The following is a 22,395-nucleotide window of genomic DNA, read 5'->3' on the forward strand; positions in this document are numbered from 1 at the left end:
TATTAACAGTCGTTTCCAACTGTTATCCCCCAGTACGAGGCAGGTTGCCCACGCGTTACTCACCCGTCCGCCACTAAGATCTAACAAGCTTTGACCGAAGTCTCTGCAGCGTTAAATCTCCGTTCGACTTGCATGTGTTAGGCACGCCGCCAGCGTTCATCCTGAGCCAGGATCGAACTCTCACGTTAAATATCTATCTCTTCACCTCTCGGTGATTTGATCGTTCGTCTGACCAGAACTAAAGCTTGGCTTTGTTCTGTCCGTTTTACCTTTGTTAGGTTTTGTTCTCTGAATATTCTTTAATGGAATTTTCAGGGTTGCATTACTATTTTATTGTCAATGTGCTTAAATACTGGGCTTCCGAGCTTTTTTGTTGTTTGCCGTGCGCCGCAGCGATATTTAATATATCACTCCCCTATATACATGTCAACAACAATTTTCAACTTTTTTTAAAAAAAATTGCAGTTTCCTTAGAAACCGCAATTTTACTGGCTTTACCAGAAATATTTTTTTGTAATTTTTGGTTGTTTTAATGCAAATCAAGCTGTTCTGGGCTTATTTACCTGAATAATTTTTGATGCTTCAAGATTTCGTAATAATAGAAGTCTTGCTTCTCCTACGCACTCAGGCTTTAACATATAATGACAATACGTTTCTATTAAAGAGAAGAGATTAGCTGTTCTTCCCTCTATCTTAAAGTTATTTATTCCCATAGGAACATATTTCTCCCACATAAGCTCAGGCGAAATATATGTATTATAGTCTTGTATGGTATAAATGCAGTTTTTATCTCCATATTCGCACTTCCACGGAATAAGAGGTTTTTGCTTATCCTTGGGAAGTTTGCGGTTCTCTCTGATTATATTCTGGTTCATTGCAATATTTTTGTAATGATCACCTCTCCTGTGGCAATCAGGTACACAACATGCATTTACAAGAACTTCCAGTTTTTCCTTGTGCTGAATTTTTTCTATAATATCCCACTGATTATTCATATTATAATCAAGTACGACATATTTATAGTCTTTCTCAAGTTCAGCGTTAAGTGAATCCAGGTCTTTTATTTCTTTGCAGGTTGTAGAATCGATTTTATATGAAGGATAGTTTTTTCTAATATATTCTTCTAGTATAGGTGAAAAAACAAGAACCTCATTATTTCCATTATCTCCCGCTTTCATACAGAAGTTGCAAAAAGGATCATCTAAGTCTTCTTCTGTTATCAAGGGGTTGGTAAATGTATATCTAACAGGAACACCTTGCGCGTTAATGCTGCTTATTACTCTCTTAACAAAAGCCTCATCACATTGATCGTTTGTGATAAGTCTGCCTCCGTTCCATAATGAAAAAGGAAATGAGCCGAAGAAAGATGCTATTTCGACGCCCTCTCTAAAATACTGAGGATATTGTTTTAACATGCTCATCCAAAACATGTTTAACGGGTAATTATATCTTAACCCCGGAAGATGAAATCTTACTGTACTCATCAAAAAAGCCTCCTGGAATCTTTATCCCTGCATTCCTGCAGATTGTCTAATCATATCTTCTACTACAATGTCGTAGATTTCTCCTACAGTATTGCAGTATTCAAGAACTTTCCATGGTTCATTTGTATGGAAATGGATTTTGATTATTTCCTCATCTCCGGCAACAATTAAACTGTTTCCTTCAAAATGTTCCATGATGTAGTCCTGAATCTTATCTTCATCAAGATCTTCATCTCTTCTGTCAATTAAAAGCTGAGTATCATATCTGTATGCAAATGCATCATCTTCAGCATCAATATTTACAAAATCTGCCATTAAGTATTTCCTCCTGTATATCAATTTTGCAGTCCGCTAACAATTATAATGCTTTAGTTACTATTATTACAATGCCTAATTATTTTTATTTCATATATTATATAAATATACAAATGATACATATTTTTATCTAAATTCAATTGAATTTTATGCACTTTTTATATATAATGAAATAGGGTTACGTTATTTTTTTAACATAGTGTGATTTGTGATTTTTCTTGTAATTTATATATGTAGGATCTCAAATCACAAATTTTATTGTAGGAGGTATTTTGCATGTCACGTTTTACACTACCAAGAGATATTTATCATGGCAAAGGGGCTCTGGAAGCACTAAAAACCTTTGAAGGAAAACGCGCTATCATTTGTGTTGGTGGCGGTTCCATGAAAAGGGGAGGATTCCTTCAGAAGGTTGAAGATTATTTAAAGGAAGCCGGCATGGAAGTTGAGCTCTTTGAAGGCATAGAGCCTGATCCTTCAGTTGAAACTGTTATGAAAGGTGCTGAGGCTATGCAGAAATTCCAGCCTGACTGGATAGTAGCAATTGGTGGCGGTTCACCGATTGATGCAGCAAAAGCAATGTGGATCAAATATGAATATCCGGAAACTACATTCGAGGATATGTGCAAGGTCTTTGGTCTTCCCAAGCTTCGTACAAAGGCAAAATTCTGCGCTATCTCTTCTACTTCCGGAACTGCTACAGAGGTTACCGCATTTTCAATCATTACAGATTATCAGAAGGGTATCAAATATCCTATAGCAGATTTTGAGATCACACCTGATGTTGCTATTGTTGATCCCGATCTTGCTCACACAATGCCCAAAAAACTTGTAGCACATACAGGTATGGATGCTATGACTCATGCCGTAGAAGCATACGTATCTACAGCTAACTGTGATTACACAGATCCTCTTGCTATCCATGCAATAGAGATGATCCAGGATAACCTTGTTAAATCCTATAATGAAGACATGGATGCCAGAGATAGGATGCACAACGCACAGTGTCTTGCAGGTATGGCATTCTCCAATGCTCTTCTTGGAATCGTTCACTCCATGGCACATAAGACAGGTGCTGTATTTGCTGACCTTGGTGCACACATTATCCATGGTGCTGCAAATGCTATGTATCTCCCTAAGGTTGTTGCATTCAACGCAAAAGATGAGACAGCTAAGAAACGTTATGGTGTAATAGCTGATTACATGCACCTCGGCGGATCTAATGATGATGAAAAAGTAGATCTACTTATCAAATACTTAAGAAAGATGAATGATGATCTGAATATACCTCACAGCATAAATCACTATGGTGCTGATGGTCTTCCTGCAGATCAGGGATTTGTTCCCGAAGATGTATTCCTTGAAAGGCTTCATGATATTGCAGCAAATGCTTTGCTTGATGCCTGCACAGGATCAAATCCTCGCCAGCCAAGTCAGGAAGAAATGGAAAAGCTGCTTAAGTGCTGCTATTACGATACAGAAGTTGATTTTTAATTTAAAAATGCAGGTTGGATTTATTCCAGCCTGCATTTTTCATATTCTGTCATCGCTTTTTGAATAACATCATTTCCAAAGCCTTTTCTATATAGGAATGCTCTGAGTTTCTGATTTTCCTCAAAAGTAGTTGTATCTGGATCGTACTTTTTCTTTTGTAAAAGCTTTATGCACATTTGTATTTCCGGATTTTCATCAATCTCGCTATAACAATCCTCAAAAGCCGACTCTATAATTTCATTGGAAATTCCTTTAGAAATAAGATCCTGCTTAATCCTATTCTTGCTACGTATATTCATGTGGTATGAAATGTAATCCGTAGCATATCTGTTATCATCTAAATAGCGCATACCCTTAAGATAATCTATAGCTTCATCTATTATTTCTGCGGGATACTCACCTTCTTTTAGTTTTTGCCTCAGCTTGTATTCTGTATAATCTCTTTTTTGAAGAAGATTCATAGCTCTTAGCTTAGCTCTCTTTGGAAGTACCTGTTCCATTATTTCTGAAAAAACAGGTGAGGATATTTCCTCGCCTGTTTTTAAATGGAGCTCTCGAATCTCTCCCTTGTATAGGATAAAGGCAAACTCTCCATCAATAAAAATCTTCGATCTTTTATTGTCAAAGGGCACGATATCCGTAACAATCATTTATTATACCTCTTCTGCCTTTGAAGCTTTGGATGATTTCTTGGCAGGAGCTTCCTCCTTCTTTACAGTAAGAGCATCTTCCTGCAGTCCGTAATGAGCTCTTACCTTTGCAGTTACTTCTGCAAGAATATCAGGATGCTCCTCAAGATATGTCTTGGCATTCTCTCGTCCCTGGCCGATTTTCTCATTATTATACTGATACCATGCACCGCTCTTATTGATAATGTCTACACTTGCTGCAAGATCAAGAACATCTCCTGTATATGAGATTCCTTTTCCATACATAATATCAAACTCAGCTTCCTTAAACGGAGGTGCGATCTTATTCTTAACTATTTTTACGCGTGTTCTGTTACCGATAGATTCGCCGCTTTGCTTAATGGTTTCAATTCTTCTTACATCCATTCTTACTGAAGAATAGAATTTAAGAGCTCTACCACCAGTTGTTGTCTCAGGGTTGCCGAACATTACACCAACCTTCTCACGAAGCTGGTTAATGAATATAACTGTACAGTTGGACTTGCTGATAACTGCAGTAAGTTTACGAAGAGCCTGTGACATAAGTCTGGCCTGAAGTCCCACATGAGAATCTCCCATGTCTCCATCAATTTCTGCTTTAGGTACAAGTGCTGCAACAGAGTCAACAACAACTATATCAATAGCACCTGATCTAACCATTGTTTCGCAGATTTCCAATGCCTGTTCTCCTGAGTCAGGCTGTGAAATATATAAATTATCTATATCTACGCCAATATTTTTAGCGTAAACAGGGTCAAGAGCATGCTCAGCATCAATAAATCCGGCAATTCCGCCTCTTTTCTGAACTTCAGCGATCATGTGAAGTGTAACTGTAGTTTTACCACTGGATTCAGGTCCATATATCTCTACTATACGTCCCTTGGGTATTCCGCCAAGGCCAAGAGCTATATCAAGGCTCAATGATCCTGTAGGAATTGTCTCCACGTTCATCTGGGCAGATGAATCACCAAGTTTCATCACAGCTCCTTTGCCAAACTGTTTCTCAATCTGTCCAAGTGCTGCTTCTAATGCTTTTTGCTTATCTTCTCTTTCCATACTAATCTCCTTCTTTTTCAGAACAAACGTTCTAAGATGATATTAAAACAAATGTTCGAAACTGTCAACTTGTTTTTTACTTATTTTTTCTTATTTGGGAATGATAAATATGAGCAAAGATTTACTCATTCTATTTAAATAGTTCTTCTTTGCCGAATATTCAAATGAAAAAGTTCGCATCTGTAAACATTTGAAAATATTTATCTTTCCTCAAAACTCAAAAACTAAAAATGGAATATACGGCGATTCACCGTAGTCAAGACTTTTGTATATTACAAAAATTCAACATATGTGTCAATAGCAAAATCCCCTCATAAGTCTCAAAACTTTTTTATATAACATTAAACAGAAAACATCAAAAGCCCCAGTTTTGACAGTATCAGCTCCCGTATAATAAAGCCTTTTTCTTCTTTTTCTTCTAAGGAAAAGGAAGAAAGCTGATCCATGGTGTAAACAGATTCGGTGTATCTGTCTGTCGTGCCTTTTTTGTATTGAGTAACACGCACCTTCGCCTTAAGCTGTTTAAAAACTCTCCACTCAGGGCTGTTATTGTCCAGATGATAAAGATGACTTTCAAGTGTGCTGCTTTCATCAAGATCTCTTAATATATATCTCTCAAGAATAGTCTTAAACTTAAAAGGTGCCATCTCGTCATCTATGATCTCTTTGTAGGATAGTCTTCCTCCAAAGTAGTATCTTGATACATCCTGCATTATATATTTGAAATCGTCTTCATTAACTATGTTATACAAAATCAGTTTTCCTTCTCGGGTTTATAGTCAATATCCTCAATCTGGTTGCCGCTTACTTTGATGGCTTCCAATATTTTGCCTCTATCCATTCCAGTCTCTTCACATAATTCGTCAACAGTGCAGCTGCGTCTTAGTTCCTGAGCCAGTTCTCTTGCCTTGTCGGCAACTTCCTGAACAAGTGCTACCGCTTTCTGACCTCTTGAAGTTTCAGCCATATCATCCTCGATCGCTGCTTCCATTGCATCCATTATTACCTGTCCCAGAAACCCTTCACATTCTGAGGGCTTATCGATTTCGGAAAGTTGTGTAACAGCTTTGGTAAGTGCTATGTTACCTTCACCTATAAGATCTTCCAGATATACTCCCTGTTCAGAATATAACTTGGCTATATCGACAACTGTTGAAAGGCTTATCTCTATAAGTCTGCCCTGGGCAGTTTTGTCCCCCGCCATAGCAGACATTATAATTGCTTCTTTCTCGCCTTCTGTAGCAGCTTCTATTCCTTTTAAATCCTCCAGGTAGTTTTCAAGATAGCCTGATTCCTCACTTGTCAGATATTCAGATGGATCGATTGCTTCACCTATACCGATATTATGTTTTTTTAGATAATCCTTTATAAGATCAAACTGGCTATCACTTAGTTCAAGTTCCTCAAAGGCCTGATCTATCTCTTCCTGAGTTATCACACCTCCCTGCTTTCTTGCGCTTTTTGTAACATCTGCAAGAATACTTGCAAATAACTGTTCTTTATTTTCCAGATTACTCATTTATTCCTCTTTTTCTCATGAAGACTGCATTCCTTTAGTCGTTTCATGAATTCTCGAATTCGATTTAATTAAATAATACTCACAAATATGTCCAATAAGTCGGACACTTATTTTACATGCTCATGTGTAAAAAGATGGTCTTTGCAATATTCATAGTTGCCATTACATTTTGAGCAGAATCTGAACTCACCGTCAGGATAATCCTCCTCAGTCCTTCCGCACACAGCACACTTATGCCTCGAGATTCCAGGCGGAGTCATCTTTACCGACCTTTTAAACTGATTTCTTCTCTTGATCTCTCTGGGACGAAGGTGCATAAATCTGCCGCTTGTAAGCCAGAATATTGCAAATGTCATAAGTGAAGCCGCTATAGGCATAAACACATAATAAGCTCCGCGAACAAGACCGTTTAATGCTTCAAATGCAAGGTAAATGCCGTAGAAAATACCAAGCCACTTCATCTTGAGCGGAATAATAAACATAAACAAAATGACATTGTCAGGAAATGTTGCTGCAAATGCAAGCAAAATGGACATATTTATATAATATGTGCTCATGTATTGCATCGAAATAAGCTGCATTAAACCGGCTATAGTCTCTTGGTTATCGGTTCCTACCTGAAAACATATTATTATGTATGTCAAAAATGCTGCAACGATCATGAGAATAAGTCCGGTAAATATATACAGGTTATACTTATATCGTCCCCATACACCCTCCATGGTCGTACCTATGGAATAATAAAAATACAGCATGATAAGTGTAAAGAAAATATTGGATCCGCCGCTGTTCGGAGGCACTAGTATCCATGAAACCAGTCTCCATACCTGACCATGCAATATTTTATACGGATCAAGCGTTAAAAAATCAAGTATTTGAACACCACTTGGTGCGTAATACAGGATATATCCAATTATGTAACATGCTATCAGTTTGATCGTCAGATTCTTGACAGCATATTTTCCAAACTTCTTTTCAAATTCACTCATATTTGTACTCCCATTTTATAGATTATTGTTTTTCATCAGAAAAACAATAATCGTACTGGACTAGGTCCTCGCGAAGCGAGGGGCGTATCCTGCAAAGCAGGATTCTTGCGGGCGATTTCCGCTTTTGCCCGCAAGAAGTTATGACTTCTTGCAGACATATGTAGAAATTCTAACATAGATTATAGTTATTTGCACGAAAGAATTGCACAAACAAAGCCTTGCTAAAGCATCATTATTAAAGAGTTTGTTCAATTGATTTTTATTATTTTCGATAGTATAATGAACACTAATGCGCGTTCGAAAACAAAGCATTATATAAATAAGTAGTAACAAAGTATTTTTTACATAAAAAAGGGGTAGTAATTCATGATATCCAAAGACTATACATTAGGCATTGATATAGGTTCAACGACTGTAAAGATCGCATTGTTGGATTCTGAAAAGCATATAGTTTTTTCTGATTACAGAAGACACTATGCCAACATACAGGAAACACTTCTTGCTCTTTTACAGGAGGCATCTAAAATAAGCGGAAATGTCACTCTGCATCCGGTTATTACAGGTTCCGGCGGACTTACTCTTGCCGGACATCTTGATGTTCCCTTCGTTCAGGAAGTAATTGCTGTTTCAACAGCTCTTAAAGCTCTTGCTCCGAAAACCGATGTTGCAATTGAGCTCGGTGGTGAAGATGCCAAGATCATATATTTTGAAGGCGAAAATGTTGAGCAGCGAATGAACGGTATCTGTGCCGGTGGTACAGGCTCCTTTATTGACCAGATGGCATCTCTTCTTCAAACTGACGCATCAGGTCTTAATGAATATGCCAAAAATTATAAGAGCCTTTATACAATTGCTGCTCGTTGCGGTGTTTTTGCAAAATCAGATATTCAGCCGCTTATCAACGAAGGTGCAACCAAAGAAGATCTTGCAGCATCAATATTCCAGGCTGTTGTAAATCAGACGATCAGTGGTCTTGCCTGCGGAAAACCTATACGCGGACATATCGCATTTTTAGGTGGTCCTCTTCACTTCTTATCTGAGCTTAAGCAGGCCTTCATAAGAACTCTTAACCTTGACGATGAGCACATTATTGATACCGACAATTCTCATCTTTTTGCTGCTATCGGATCAGCCATGAATGCTTCCGAAGAGAGCTTTTATACCATGGAGGAGATGACAAGCAAGTTATCTTCAAAAATTACTATGGCTGCTGAAGTTTCAAGACTTGAGCCACTTTTTGATTCAGAGGATGAATACAAGGAATTCCTCGACAGGCAGAGCAAATACAGAGTAAAAACTGCAAAACTGGATAATTACAAGGGCAATGCCTTTCTTGGAATAGATGCCGGTTCAACAACAACGAAATGCGCTCTGGTTTCAGAGGATGGAGATCTTCTCTATTCATTTTATTCCAGTAATAACGGAAGCCCTCTAAAAACAGCTATCAGTTCTATTCAGGAAATCTACAAGCTTATGCCGGAAGGAGTTACGATAGCCCGTTCATGTTCAACAGGTTATGGTGAAGCTCTTCTTAAGTCAGCTCTTATGCTAGATGATGGTGAGGTAGAGACTATTGCTCACTACAACGCAGCTGCCTTCTTTGATCCGGAAGTGGATTGTATTCTTGATATCGGTGGTCAGGATATGAAATGTATTCATATAAAGAACGACACCGTTGACAGTGTTCAGCTAAATGAGGCATGCTCTTCCGGATGCGGAAGCTTTATCGAAACCTTTGCAAAATCACTTAATTACAGCGTTCAGGATTTTGCAAAGATAGCACTTTTTGCTGAAGCTCCTATTGACCTTGGAACAAGATGTACTGTTTTCATGAATTCACGAGTAAAACAGGCTCAGAAAGAAGGAGCATCTGTCTCCGATATTTCTGCAGGTCTTGCTTACTCAGTTATCAAGAATGCCCTGTTTAAGGTAATCAAGGTATCAGATGCAAAAGAACTGGGTGAACATATTGTTGTTCAGGGTGGAACTTTCTACAATGATGCAGTATTAAAGGCATTTGAAAAAATTTCCGGAGCTCAGGTAACAAGACCTGATATCGCCGGTATCATGGGTGCGTTCGGTGCAGCACTTATTGCCAGAAACAGATTCCATGAAAAAGATGCCATGCCTACAACAATGCTTTCTATCGATCAGATAAACAAGCTTCAGTACTCTACCAGCATGACAACTTGTCAGGGATGTACAAACCACTGCAGACTTACAATAAACAGATTCACAGGTGGTCGTCAGCATATTTCAGGTAACAGATGCGAGCGTGGAATCGGTAAGGTAAAGAATGCCGAGGGTATCCCCAATCTGTTTGATTATAAATATAAGAGAATATTTGACTACAAGCCTCTTACTGAAGATAAGGCCAAAAGGGGAACTGTTGGTATCCCGAGAGTTCTTAATTTCTATGAGAATTATCCTTTCTGGTTTACATTCTTTACAGAGCTTGGATATAAGGTAGTGCTCTCTCCCAGATCAACACATCAGATTTATGAGCTTGGAATCGAGTCGATTCCAAGTGAATCAGAGTGTTATCCTGCAAAGATTTCTCATGGTCACATTGAATGGCTCATTAGAAACGGAGTAGATTTCATCTTCTATCCCGGACTCTTTTATGAAAGAGAAGAAGTAGAGGGTGCTACAAACCACTACAACTGCCCTATTGTTACCTCATATTCCGAGAATATCAAAAACAATGTTGAGGCAATCACAGAGGGAAAGGTTAAGTTTCGCAATCCTTTCATGTCGTTCTCATCATTAAAAACAGCAACAGATGCGCTTGTGAAGGAATTCGCAGAAATACCTTCTGCAGAAATCATTCGTGCAGCAAAGATGGGCTGGGACGAAATGGCAAATGCAAGAAATGATATAAGGAAAAAGGGTGAAGAGACTCTTAAGTGGATGGAAGAAAATAACAGACACGGTATAGTTGTCGCAGGACGTCCCTATCATGTCGATCCTGAGATAAACCACGGTATACCCGATATGATCTGTTCTTACGGAGTAGCTGTACTTACCGAAGATTCCATCTCCCATTTGGGCTCGCCCGAGAGACCACTTATCGTGTCAGATCAGTGGATGTATCATTCAAGATTGTATGCTGCTGCAAGTTTTGTAAGAACAAGAGATGATCTGGATCTTATTCAGCTTAACTCTTTTGGATGCGGACTTGATGCAGTTACTACCGATCAGGTAAATGATATATTGTCCGGCTCTGATAAAATATATACTTGCCTTAAGATAGATGAAGTAAACAATCTGGGAAGTGCAAGAATAAGAGTGCGTTCTCTTCTGGCCGCTATAAGAGTAAGGAATCAGAAGCCGCACAAGAACAGACAGATCAACTCAACAGCTTATAACAGAACACTGTTCACAGAGGAAATGAGAAAAAAATATACTATTCTCGTTCCTCAGATGTCACCTATTCATTTTGATCTTTTAGAGCCTGCGCTCTCTGCCTGCGGTTACAATATGGTAGTTATGCAAAATGACAACAAACATGCTATAGATATGGGTCTTAAGTATGTTAACAACGATGCCTGCTACCCTTCTCTTTGGGTTGTAGGTCAGATAATGGATGAGCTGTTATCAGGAAAATATGATCTTTCAAGGACTGCCGTGCTTATGAGTCAGACAGGTGGTGGCTGCCGTGCAACCAACTATGTTGGTTTTATTCGTAGAGCTTTAAGAAAAGCAGGTCTTGAACAGATTCCGGTTGTATCTCTTAACCTTAGTAAATTAGAGAGCAATCCCGGTTTCCATATAAACCTTGAGATGTTACAAAGAGCTGCTTATGCTGCTGTATTTGGTGATATCTTCATGAGATGTATATACCGTATGCGTCCCTATGAAAAGGTAAAAGGATCTGTAAATGCTGTTCATAATAAATGGAAAGAAAAATGCATCAGCTTTGTATCGGCGAAGCATACAAGTCTTTTCAAATTCAATCGTATGTGCAAAGAAATCATCGAGGACTTTGATAAGATTGAATTAACAGATGAGAACAAGCCAAGAGTTGGTATTGTCGGAGAAATACTTGTTAAGTTTGCACCTGCTGCTAATAATCACCTTGTAGACTTACTCGAATCCGAAGGAGCTGAAGCTGTAGTTCCTGATCTTCTTGACTTCATGCTCTACTGCTTCTACAACCAGATATATAAAGCAGATGAGTTTGGTACAAGTGCCAAGGCAAAAGCATTCTGTAAAGCCGGTATCTGGGCTTTGGAGAAGCTTAGGGGAAGTGCTGCAAAGGCATTTAGAAACAGTGTTCATTTTGAGGCTCCTACAAGCATATACAAGCTTGTAGAATATGCTAAGCCTATTGTTTCAATAGGTAACCAGACAGGTGAAGGATGGTTCCTCACAGGAGAAATGGTAGAACTCATAAAAGAAGGCGCTGCAAATATTGTTTGTACTCAGCCTTTCGGATGTCTTCCTAACCACGTTGTAGGTAAAGGTGTTATTAAGCATATGAGAAAGCTTTATCCTGAAAGTAACATCGTAGCTATCGACTATGATCCCGGTGCAAGTGAGGTTAACCAGCTCAACCGAATCAAACTTATGCTTTCTACTGCTCACAGAAAAGCTCATGAAAAATCTGCTGAGTATATGGAAGAGCAAAAAGAAGCTATCTGATCACTAAATTATCTTTACAGTGATAGAACAAAAAAGAGGAGCACAGCTCCTCTTTTTTGTTCATAAACACTTCATTTGGTGCTCCAGGAGCACCTACCCTCATAAAAACAAACCGCTTATCACGATTTAGCATTTATCTTGTCAATGTCATCCTGAGTTCTTTCTATAGCAAACTCAGCAGAACTAAGTGCAAGTTGAGATTTCATGGTTCTTGCATGTATATCGTTAGCTTTTTTATAATAATCAAGAAGTTCCTCGTCAGTAATTACAAGGTAGCCGTCAGCTATAGCACCCGGAAGAACAAATTTTTTTACAACACTCTCGAACTTAACCTCAACATATTTTCCATCCTGAGTAATGATCGTGCCCTTACCAAACTTTTCGTGGTTAATAACAAGGCCAACAGCAGATTTTTCACCTAATGCAGAAGCTTCTGTTTCAAGTGCTTCTATTTCCTTCTGCATAGCAGCCTTCTCTGCCTTTAATTCCTCCATACGAGTTTCAAGTTCCTGTAGCATTTCTTTAACTCTCTTAGTTTTTGCTTTTGGTGCTTTTACTTCGTTTTCAACCTCTAATCCCATTTGTCACCTCTTTTTATAAATAAAGTTTTACTACGAAACTATATATATTTTAGCTTATATTTTATCGTTTGAGCATTAAAAAAATCATAATTCATAAAACTTTTATTATTATAAATATTCCTCCGTAAGTTCTTTCTGAGCCTTATTTTTACGCTCCTCGTCGAGTATCTGTCCCCACTGATAAGGTGTTGCCTGATATACGTAATAGTCTATCCAGTTAGCATACAGGTTATTGCAGTGAGAACGCCATGTAAGCTTAGGAGTATTATCAGGATTATTATCAGGATAATAATTTTCAGGCATTTTTATGGGAAGATTCTTGTTAAGATCCCTTATGTATTCATTATGCAGTGTAAGTCTGTCATATTCTGCGTGTCCCATTACAAAAATATTTTTGCCGTCTCTGGACATACACAAGAACACACCTACAGCAGTGGATTCTGCCAAAACTACAAGATCCTTACAAGCGTGAATGTCTGCGGCCGGTGACTCCGTATGTCTTGAATGAGGCATAAGGAATACGTCATCAAAGCCTCTTACAAGCGGAACCTTTCTATTCTCTACTCTGTGTTCAAAAAGGCCAAATACTTTTTCGGGAAGCATTCTTTTCTGTATTCCGTAATGATAGTACAAGCCTGCTTGGGCGCCCCAACAAATATGGAAAGTCGATGTTACATTAGTCTTAGACCATTCGAATATTTCACAGAGCTCCTTCCAGTAGTCAACTTCTTCGAATTCCATCTGCTCTACCGGAGCTCCTGTAATAATGAGCCCGTCATAGGTATTCTCTTTGAGTTCGTCAAACGTATGATAAAATCTGTTAAGATGGTTTGGCGATGTGTTAAGAGATTGATGGCTCGATACTCTCATAAATGAAACATCTATTTGAAGCGGTGTATTAGAGAGTGATCTTAAAAGCTGAAGCTCAGTATCTTCTTTTAAGGGCATCAGATTAAGAATACAAATATTCAGAGAACGAATATCCTGATGCATAGCTCTGTTCTCATCAACAACAAATATATTTTCTCTTTCAAGGATTTCTCTGACCGGTAGGTCATTGAGTATTTTTATAGGCATTATATCGACCTCCAAAGTAATATTTGTAATTAAGTTTAATGATCATTTATGAAAGCATGCTTAGAAACTCTGCTTCATCTATGATTTTGATTCCCAGATCCTGTGCCTTTGTAAGCTTACTACCTGCTGCTTCTCCGGCTAGAACCATACTGGTTTTCTTTGAAACGCTGCCCGAAGCCTTGCCACCGTTTTTGACTATTAGTTCTTCTGCTTCTTTTCTTCCAAGTGTCGGCAGGGTTCCTGTCACAACTATGGTCATTCCTGATAATTTATCTGAAGTGCCTTCCTCCTCTTTAACAACCATGTTAACTCCAGCTTCCTGCATCTTAAGTATCAAGCTGCGGTTATCCTGGCTGTGGAAAAATTCATAGAGGTCTCCTGCTGTCGTATCACCGATATCAGGAATTGACAAGAATCCATCTCTTGTCACGTTAAACAACTCGGTTAGATTGGAAAAATGCTTCATTATTTCTCTTGCTGTTGATTTTCCAACATTTCTTATAGCAAGACCTGTAAGAAGTCTTACCGGATCATTGTCTTTTGATTTTTCAATTTCTAAAAGAAGCTTGTCTGTATTTTTTTCTTTTCCTATTATGCCTTTTTCTATCATCTCCTCGCGATGATTTTTCAATTCATATATATCAGCATAATTTTCAAGATATCCATCCTTTACAAGAGAATCAATAAGTGTATCACCTAGTCCCATAATATTCATGGCATCGCGCGATACAAAATATGCAATAGTACGCACTACCTGAGCAGGACATGTGGGATTTACACATCTTATATCAGCTGTGTCCTCTTCTCTTACAAGAGGATGCCCGCAAACCGGACATGTGTCAGGAGCGCTGTAAACTAAAGTAGGCTCTTCCACGCATCCATTCAGCTTAGGAATGATTTCTCCTGACTTAAACAGCTTGTAGGATCCGCCTATTCCTATCTTCATTTCCTTTATATAATCTATGTTATGCAGAGTAGCTCTTGAAACTGAGGTTCCACAAAGTCGTGCAGGTTTTCCTGTTTCTTTGTCATGGAAACTTCCGGTAAATGTAAGCTTTCCGGTTCTACCCACATCAACAAGGATTTCATCCATAACTACTATTTTTTCTTCGGGCGGATACTTGTAAGCTATATGACCGCTGGAATACTTACTTCCTGCAGGGAAATCATTTCTCCATGGAGTATGGTCAACTTTAATAACCGCTCCGTCAAGGTCAAATAACAGATCTCCCCTCATGTTTCCTATCTCATCTATCGCTGCATTTATTTCTTCAAATGTCTTGCATTTTTTATGATATACAACAGGAATTCCCAGTTTGCTTAGCTTTGTAAGCCCTTCCGAATGATCATCCATAAGCCAAGAGGGGCCATCCTGAATATTAAACACAAACATTCTAAGACCACGCTTTTTGGTTATACTGCTGTCAAGCTGTCTAAGTGTCCCGGCTGCAAGGTTCCTCGGATTTGCCGCTTCTTTCCTGCCTAGTTTTACCTGCTCCTCGTTATATCTGTCAAAGTCCTCATGAGACATATATACTTCACCTCTAAGTTCCAGATATGTCTCATCAAGCTTTATCTTTTGCTTAACATCGGGAATAACGAGTGCATTTACGGTGACATCTTCTCCGATTCTTCCATCGCCTCTGGTTTCAGCAAGTGTTAGTTTCATAAATCCGGGATTATTCTCATCTCTTTCATATCTAAGGGTCATGCTGAGTCCATCGATTTTTTGCTCTACGGAAAATAAAGCATCCGGATGTTTTTCATGCACCTTGTTTATCCAGGCTTTGACATCTTCTTTATCAAAAACATCCTCAATTGAGAGCATCGGAACGTTATGTTCAACTTTTACTCCGGCTTCTCTTTTTGCAGTTCCTCCGATAATCTGTGAAGGCGAATCAGCTGTAACAAGCTCAGGATTTTCCGCTTCTATCTTCTTTAATTCCTGCATCAGATTATCGTATTCAAAATCTGATATTTCAGGTGCATCCTCGTCATAATATCTTTTCATGTGATACTTTATGGTATCGCAGAGTTTTTCATACCTTATCTGTAATTCATTATCAGCCATATAATCTCCCCATTTATATCATCTTAAGCCGGCAAGGGAATAGAGTTTTTCAAGTTCGTCTCCCTCTATTTCCCTATACTCAGAATGAGCAAGCCCTTTCAGCTCAATATTCATTATCCTTACCCTTTTTAGAGTTTTCACTTCATATCCAAATGCTTCGCACATTCGCCTGATTTGTCTGTTAAGCCCCTGTGTCAGTATGATCTTAAAGCAGTCATCCGAAATTCTCTCTGTCTTGCAAGGTCTTGTCGTTTTTTCAAGGTCGGCTAAATATACTCCCTTTTCCAGTGCATCCAAAAACTTGTCGGGAAATTTCTTATTTACCGTAACTACGTATTCTTTTTCGTGAGCATTGATTCCCTTCATCATCGCCTGGATCAGATCCCCGTCATCGGTAAGTATCATCAGTCCCTCTGAGTCTTTATCAAGCCTTCCGGCATAAGTTATCCTTCTATGATAATTAATATCTTCAATTATGGTTCTTTCCGCGTGTGCATCTTTTTCTGTACACACAACGCCTACAGGCTTATTGTATGCGATAACGACATACGATTTTACAGGACTGATTGTCTTGTTATCAAACTCCACCAGGTCTTCTTTGGATACTTTATCACCGGCTTTAGCTGGATTGCCATTTATCGTGATCCTTCCTTCAGAAATTAAATTATCTGCTTCACGGCGCGAGGCAATTCCGCACATTGCTATGTATTTATTTAGCCTTATTTCTTCATTATCCATCTTTTACCTTTTGATCAAACTTACGTCAAATTTTTTTATAAAAAAGAATGTCGCTCGCGACATTCTCGCGCCGAGCGCGGTTGCAGAATGCAACATATTCCTTTCGCGCGAGTGCGCATCCATAGCGGAGCGTTTTTATATCATAGGAAGCTATGATATAAAAAACGGCCTCCGCTATAGAAGCCGTTTTTAGACAATTACAATTTTCTAAGTCTGCCTGCTGCATCATCTTTTATTATAGTATCAAAATTCTCATCCATGAAATAAATCATATTTTCTTTTGATGTTATGTATTTTCCAAATTCATAACATATAGAGAATATTGCAGCAAATTTCTTAGCCTTCTCATCATTCCTGCTAAATACCATATAATATTTGCCATCAGCGTTATTCTTGTATAATGACGTTCCAATGGTTGATTTTTTGGGTATCTGTCTGCTCAGTTCAATAACTGTGCGCATATTGTCAAAGGCAAAAACAAACGCATCAAAGCCAAGTCTATCAAGTTCATTGTTATCTGCGTCATTTTTAATTTTGGTTTTTCTACCGCTGTCCTTGCTCTTTACAGGACTGTCTATAGAATCGGAAACTTTGTCTTTATTCTTTTCAACCATATCTCTTACAGAATTGGTAAAATCCTTAAGATTCTGGAGATACTCCGAAAGCTTTGGAATCCTGTCGGATTCGGGAACATCACCAAGCTCTTCCAGAAAATTCTTCGGGAAACGAAGTCCTGCCTTATCTGTGAGATTTTTTAACATCTCAGCAAAAGCTTCATCTGTATTTTCAGAAAGAGTAAGGGAAATCGAATGGTCAGGAAGAACGGTTATCTGCATGGGAGTGTATGCACCTGATGGCTTATAATCAACCTCCTGGGCTGCCCTCTCCATTACCTCATGCAAAAAATCCATAGCCTCTTTGCTCTTATCAAACAGATCCTCAAGCTTGATTCCCTGCTCATCCATATCATCTTCGGTGATTATGCAATTCACTGTATCCTTATTAACTCTTGTAAACTTCATAAAAAATAACCTCTTATCTAAGTAAAAAAACACACTCAGAAATTACGCATCTTCACCATTATACCACATTAGCAAATTCTTGGTAGACCTTCTCCGAATAAAGGCCCTATAACGCGTTCTCCGCCGATTTCAGTATGCATTACAACCTTTGGATCGTCTGTTTTTTCAACATCTCCAATGATTGCTGCATTTTCACCGTATTTTGACCTGCGTATAGCTAAAAGAGCTTTATCTGCATCGCTGCCATCTACAACAACGATCATTTTTCCTTCATTGCCCATGTAAATTGGATCAAGACCAAGCATTTTACAAAAATCTCTGACTTCTGCGCTTACAGGCAATTTTTCCTTGTAGATATTCATCTGTGTTCCGGATGCTTTGGAAAATTCTGATAAAACAGTTCCAAGGCCTCCTCTTGTTACATCTCTCATAGCCTTTATCTTTATTTTCTCAGCCATCAGATTGTTTACTATTTCCACAAGAGGTGCATTGTCTGATTCTATGTTGTTTTTTATATTCATCCTTCCTGAAAGGATTGCTGCATGATGATCACCAAGGTTACCTGATACTATGATAACGTCGTTTTCTGTTATCCCCTTAGGTGATAATGAAATATCCTCAGGAACAAATCCAACACCTGATGTATTTATCATTATTCCGCCAAAATCACCGTGTTTTTCGACGACCTTAGTATCACCAGTGACTATGACAACTCCGGCTTCTTTAGCTGTTTGTGCCATGGATTCGATTATCTTATCAAGTTCATCTATGTCCATGCCTTCTTCAATTATGCATCCGCATGTAAGATATTTGGGCTCTGCTCCGCTCATAAGAAGGTCATTAACCGTTCCGCATACAGACAGTCTGCCTATATCTCCGCCGGGAAAAAACACGGGAGTAACTACAAAGCTATCTGTTGTCATAGCAAGTTTACCGTTTCCCGGAACTACTGCAGAGTCTTCCATCTTATCCAAAAACTCATTTTTAAAGTGCTTTGCAAATATATTATCGATTAGTTCTGAAGTGGAAGCACCACCGCTTCCGTGAGCCATTGTAATTTTCATCTTTTTCTTCTTCCTGAAATATAATAGTTATAGCAACTTCCCTCAGTAGAAACCATGCATGCGCCATGAGCATTTTCAGGAGTGCATCCCTTACCAAAAAGAGGGCACTCATCAGGAGAAATTTCTCCTGTCAAAACTCTCGCACAGCTACAGCCGGCGGGCATTACATCACTATCAAGATCTGTGCTGCCTGCATCGTACTTCCTGAACTCTTCTTTAAGGCGCATTCCTGAGCCCTCTATCATTCCCATTCCTCTCCAGGAAGCATCGCATACTTCAAAGTATTTATTTACCATTGCCTTCGCCTGAAGGTTACCTTCATTTGTCACAGCCCCTCTGTAAAGGTTTCTTATTCCGCTTTGTCCCTTCATTCCAACTAGCGCATAGATAGCAAAAAGAAGCTGTGCTCCTTCAAAGCCTGACACCGCAAAAGGAAGCCCCGTTTCTTTAGAAAGGTTTCTGTATTCATCAGAGCCTGTAATTACCGCAACATGTCCGGGAGCTATAAATCCATCGATATTGCCTGTATTCTTGCATACCCATCTTATAACCTGTGGCATTGTCTTTAACGAAGTAAGAAGTCTTAAATTCTTGACATCATTTTTTATTATTTCCTCCATCACCATTGCATAAACAGGTGTAGTTGTCTCAAAACCGATTGCTGCAAAAACGTACTGTTTCGTCTTGTTTGCAATCGCCATCTTTACTGCATCCATTGGAGAATAGAGCATCTGAACACTTCCACCTTCTGCCCTTGCGTCTGCAAGACTCATCTTCGATCCCTTAACTCTTATGAGATCTCCAAATGTAAGAACAGTAGTATTTTCTGTTAGGCAAAGTTCAGTAAGCTTATCTATTACTGCTGTCACAGTAACGCACACAGGACATCCGGGACCAGAGATCAAATGTATCTTTGGAGATAACATACTGGGAATTCCGTTCTCCGATATAGCTGCTGTATGTGTACCACAAACCTCCATGAATCGTAGAGGTTCTTTGTCATAGTTTTTTAGTTTATCTTTTATCTCATCTAATTTGGTCATAATTTAAATCTGAATATCCTCAATCTCGGAAAAAAGGCTCTCAAGTTCATCTGCCTCATCATCGCTCATGGTCTGGATTATACATCCTGCATGAACAAGAACTCTGTCTCCTACCTTTATTTTTACCAGGCCCGCTTCGGCTTCAACCGTATTACCGGAGAAGTCCACAATAGCCTTTGTTCCGTTTATGGAAGTAACTCTTCCGGGTAACGCTACGCACATATTAACCTTCCTTTTCCTTAAGAGCGCTCAGCCCTCGCAAATATATCTGTCCAAGGCTTATACCACCATCATTTGTCGGATAAGCACTATTATAGTATACCATAAAATCATTTTTACAAAGAAGCGACAGACACATGTTAAAAAGCAGTCTGTTTGTAAAAACGCCTCCTGATAGAGCAACTGCATTAAGGCCGCTCTTTTTTCTTATATCAATACATGTTTCGCATACAATCTGCGAAATAGTAGCATGAAATAAGTATGCAGTTTTTTGTGCTCCGTCCTTATTTAGGTGCTCAACTACACTTTTTATGATTGTTGTCGTATCTACAACTCTGCGACCCTCATAGGATATATAGCCATAATCAAGCAAAACTTCTGTGTTTTGCGAGGATATAGACAGGTACGATTCTCGTTTTTCTAAGGAAAAACACAAATCTGCATATTCTTCTGCGGCATTTTGCAGCATAACTGCACATTTTCCTTCATAATCATTATAGGAGTTCAAATGAAGCAAACAAGAAACAGCATCAAAGATTCTTCCCATTCCGGAATTTTTATGAGTTCCGATATTATTCGTAATAGCAGCTTTTAGAAGTGTTACCTTGTCGGAAGACATTATTTCTTCAGGTACATTCATTCCTGCTTCTATAAGAAAGCATGCCGCCTGCATTGCTGCATCCTTAACAAGATTATCCTGTCCTACCATTGTTATAGGCATAAAACCTGACTCGCGCTCATACTCATCATATCTGCATATCAAAAATTCACTTCCCCAGATAGTATTATCAGGTCCATATCCTGTTCCATCAAATGCTACGCCTATACACTCTTTCAGATTATTTTCAGCCATGACAGAACCAATATGAGCATGGTGATGCTGAACCCTGAAAACATTTTTGCCTGCAAAGTTATCATTATGTCTATAAAACTCATCTGCAAGATTTGTAGATACATATCCGGGATGTAGGTCACATATTATCTCTGTTTTAGTTGTTTCATTTTTTTGAGCGACTTCCTTTGTCTTAAAAATGCGAATCGCATTCTCAAGTTCTTTCTTTTGAAGCTTAGTAGTTCTAAGACTGTCAAGATCACCGAAGAACTGACTCATTATTATTTTGTCTTTATAACCTATTGAAAAAGTATTCTTAAGGTCTGCTCCAAATGAAAAATAAATAGTATCATCGCTTAATCTGTTTTGTATAAAAAGAGGAAGTGGAACATAACCCCTTGCTCTTCTTATAAAACGGGGTATTTCTTTTCCCTCATCGCCCTTAACAATTTGTATAACCGAATCATCAAGAGGGCGTATTATCTCTCTGTTATATATAAGAATGCCGTCGACTTTATCTTTGAACCTGTCATTAAATTCAGAGTCTGATACTATCATTGGATCCCCTGAAATATTTGCACTTGTAACTATGAGTGCAGATTGACTTTCAAGGAGCAAAACATGAAGTCCGGTTGACGGCAAAAAAGCTCCAATCTGCCTGGATATTCCGCCAAGGTTTATATCCTTTTTTATTTTATCAAGAAGGACTATCGGTTTTGCAGATGATAACAGATACTGCTCTTCTGTATCTGAAACTACGCATAATTTCCTGATTTCGGCAATATCTTTAAACATTACCGCAAAAGGTTTTCCTTCTCTTCCTTTTATCTCCCTTAACCTTTTTACAGCTTCATCATCATAAGGTGAAACCGCAAGCTGATAGCCTCCGATTCCTTTTACAGCGATTATCTTTCCATGACTTAGATCATCTGCCGCTTCCACCACCGCTTTATTACCTGAAACTTTTTTATCTCCCTTAATAAATAAAACCTGCGGACCACAGTCATGGCATGAAATTGTCTGCGCATGTCTGCGTCTCCCATCTTTATATTCAGATGAACACGCCGGGCACATTTTAAAAATGTCCATTGTGATATTTTCTCTATCATAAGGAAGGTTCTTCAAAATACTGTATCTGGGGCCACATGAAGTACAGCTGATAAGCGGATAGTTATAGCGCCTGTCAGATGTATCAACAAGCTCACTTCTGCACTTGTCACAGATAGCAATATCTGGAGGAAAAACAGGAAGGTCGCAAATCTCTTTGTCGTCACTGCTTTTAGTAATTACAAACTTACCGTCAAAAGAGCCGGAACGGTCATAAAGACCATCCGGCTCTACATTGTCACCAAGTTCTTTTAGCAAAACATCCAAAATAATCCCACCGGGAGGACAGTCATTTTTTAGTCTTTCGCAAAACTCATTTATTGACCAGCTCTCACCAACAACAATTATTTCAACAATTCCGCCTAGATTTTTAACATCACCCTCAAGCTTATATTCAGTTGCAAGCTTCGCCACAAAAGGTCTGTACCCTATTCCCTGCACAGCCCCGGTGACGCGGATAAGTGCTTTCATA

General features: G+C 38.7%; 18 protein-coding genes and 1 rRNA gene. 2 read left to right on the forward strand and 17 right to left on the reverse strand.

The features are described from left to right. The 3 genes from T543_RS06565 to T543_RS06575 form a co-directional block, all read right to left on the reverse strand. A 16S ribosomal RNA gene (locus T543_RS06565) occupies nt 1-188 on the reverse strand; the annotation flags it as partial. A gap of 351 nt (nt 189-539) precedes the next feature. Next, nucleotides 540-1,484: a hypothetical protein gene (locus T543_RS06570; RefSeq protein WP_035767040.1), complete on the reverse strand. Its 945-nt coding sequence runs from the start codon at nt 1,482-1,484 to the stop codon at nt 540-542. A 21-nt stretch (nt 1,485-1,505) separates the two neighbouring features. Next, nucleotides 1,506-1,799, reverse strand: coding sequence for a hypothetical protein (locus tag T543_RS06575; protein ID WP_035767042.1), 294 nt, complete (start codon nt 1,797-1,799; stop codon nt 1,506-1,508). Between the two features lie 276 nt (nt 1,800-2,075). Here T543_RS06575 and T543_RS06580 point away from each other — a divergent pair, with 276 nt between their 5' ends. Further along, nucleotides 2,076-3,293 (forward strand): iron-containing alcohol dehydrogenase, encoded by a 1,218-nt coding sequence (locus tag T543_RS06580; RefSeq protein WP_035767044.1) that lies wholly within the window; start codon nt 2,076-2,078, stop codon nt 3,291-3,293. A gap of 20 nt (nt 3,294-3,313) precedes the next feature. On the opposite strand, the gene T543_RS06585 is transcribed toward T543_RS06580, so the two are convergent. The 5 genes from T543_RS06585 to T543_RS06605 all read right to left on the reverse strand — a co-directional run bounded on the left by T543_RS06585 (nt 3,314) and on the right by T543_RS06605 (nt 7,525). Then, on the reverse strand, nt 3,314-3,943 hold the full coding sequence (locus T543_RS06585; protein WP_035767045.1) for a regulatory protein RecX: 630 nt from the start codon (nt 3,941-3,943) through the stop codon (nt 3,314-3,316). Nucleotides 3,944-3,946: 3 nt separating this feature from the next. Then, nucleotides 3,947-5,017 (reverse strand): recombinase RecA, encoded by a 1,071-nt coding sequence (recA, locus tag T543_RS06590; protein ID WP_035767046.1) that lies wholly within the window; start codon nt 5,015-5,017, stop codon nt 3,947-3,949. Nucleotides 5,018-5,358: 341 nt separating this feature from the next. Further along, nucleotides 5,359-5,769 (reverse strand): hypothetical protein, encoded by a 411-nt coding sequence (locus T543_RS06595; RefSeq protein WP_035767047.1) that lies wholly within the window; start codon nt 5,767-5,769, stop codon nt 5,359-5,361. Between the two features lie 2 nt (nt 5,770-5,771). After that, nucleotides 5,772-6,536: an RNA polymerase sigma factor region1.1 domain-containing protein gene (locus T543_RS06600; RefSeq protein WP_035767048.1), complete on the reverse strand. Its 765-nt coding sequence runs from the start codon at nt 6,534-6,536 to the stop codon at nt 5,772-5,774. A 107-nt stretch (nt 6,537-6,643) separates the two neighbouring features. Further along, entirely contained in the window at nt 6,644-7,525 is an 882-nt protein-coding gene (locus tag T543_RS06605) for a membrane protein (RefSeq protein ID WP_035767050.1), read from the reverse strand. 366 nt (nt 7,526-7,891) lie between these two features. On the opposite strand from T543_RS06605, the gene T543_RS06610 reads away from it, so the two are divergent. Next, complete coding sequence (locus T543_RS06610) at nt 7,892-12,169, forward strand: 2-hydroxyacyl-CoA dehydratase (RefSeq protein WP_035767052.1); 4,278 nt, start codon at nt 7,892-7,894, stop codon at nt 12,167-12,169. A 119-nt stretch (nt 12,170-12,288) separates the two neighbouring features. On the opposite strand, the gene T543_RS06615 is transcribed toward T543_RS06610, so the two are convergent. The 9 genes from T543_RS06615 to hypF form a co-directional block, all read right to left on the reverse strand. Continuing rightward, nucleotides 12,289-12,750 carry a hypothetical protein gene (locus tag T543_RS06615; RefSeq protein WP_035767053.1) on the reverse strand — a complete coding sequence of 154 codons (462 nt, stop codon included), beginning with the start codon at nt 12,748-12,750 and terminating at the stop codon, nt 12,289-12,291. Between the two features lie 108 nt (nt 12,751-12,858). After that, nucleotides 12,859-13,827 carry a homoserine O-acetyltransferase MetA gene (gene metA / locus T543_RS06620; RefSeq protein WP_035767055.1) on the reverse strand — a complete coding sequence of 323 codons (969 nt, stop codon included), beginning with the start codon at nt 13,825-13,827 and terminating at the stop codon, nt 12,859-12,861. A gap of 46 nt (nt 13,828-13,873) precedes the next feature. After that, nucleotides 13,874-15,898 (reverse strand): NAD-dependent DNA ligase LigA, encoded by a 2,025-nt coding sequence (gene ligA / locus T543_RS06625; protein WP_035767057.1) that lies wholly within the window; start codon nt 15,896-15,898, stop codon nt 13,874-13,876. An 18-nt stretch (nt 15,899-15,916) separates the two neighbouring features. Continuing rightward, nucleotides 15,917-16,636: a pseudouridine synthase gene (locus T543_RS06630; RefSeq protein WP_035767060.1), complete on the reverse strand. Its 720-nt coding sequence runs from the start codon at nt 16,634-16,636 to the stop codon at nt 15,917-15,919. Between the two features lie 197 nt (nt 16,637-16,833). After that, nucleotides 16,834-17,658 carry an adaptor protein MecA gene (locus T543_RS06635; RefSeq protein ID WP_035767062.1) on the reverse strand — a complete coding sequence of 275 codons (825 nt, stop codon included), beginning with the start codon at nt 17,656-17,658 and terminating at the stop codon, nt 16,834-16,836. A gap of 68 nt (nt 17,659-17,726) precedes the next feature. Continuing rightward, a complete protein-coding gene (hypE, locus tag T543_RS06640) occupies nt 17,727-18,722 on the reverse strand; it encodes a hydrogenase expression/formation protein HypE (RefSeq protein WP_035767065.1) in 996 nt (331 codons plus the stop codon). Then, nucleotides 18,719-19,765 carry a hydrogenase formation protein HypD gene (hypD, locus tag T543_RS06645; protein WP_035767068.1) on the reverse strand — a complete coding sequence of 349 codons (1,047 nt, stop codon included), beginning with the start codon at nt 19,763-19,765 and terminating at the stop codon, nt 18,719-18,721. The genes hypE and hypD overlap by 4 nt, the downstream gene beginning before the upstream one ends. A 3-nt stretch (nt 19,766-19,768) precedes the next feature. Beyond that, complete coding sequence (locus T543_RS06650) at nt 19,769-19,987, reverse strand: HypC/HybG/HupF family hydrogenase formation chaperone (protein WP_035767071.1); 219 nt, start codon at nt 19,985-19,987, stop codon at nt 19,769-19,771. A 1-nt stretch (nt 19,988) separates the two neighbouring features. Continuing rightward, on the reverse strand, nt 19,989-22,394 hold the full coding sequence (hypF, locus tag T543_RS06655) for a carbamoyltransferase HypF (RefSeq protein ID WP_035767072.1): 2,406 nt from the start codon (nt 22,392-22,394) through the stop codon (nt 19,989-19,991). Nucleotide 22,395 lies beyond the last annotated feature (1 nt).

Source organism: Butyrivibrio sp. NC2002 (assembly GCF_000702265.1).
Lineage (GTDB): Bacteria > Bacillota > Clostridia > Lachnospirales > Lachnospiraceae > Butyrivibrio.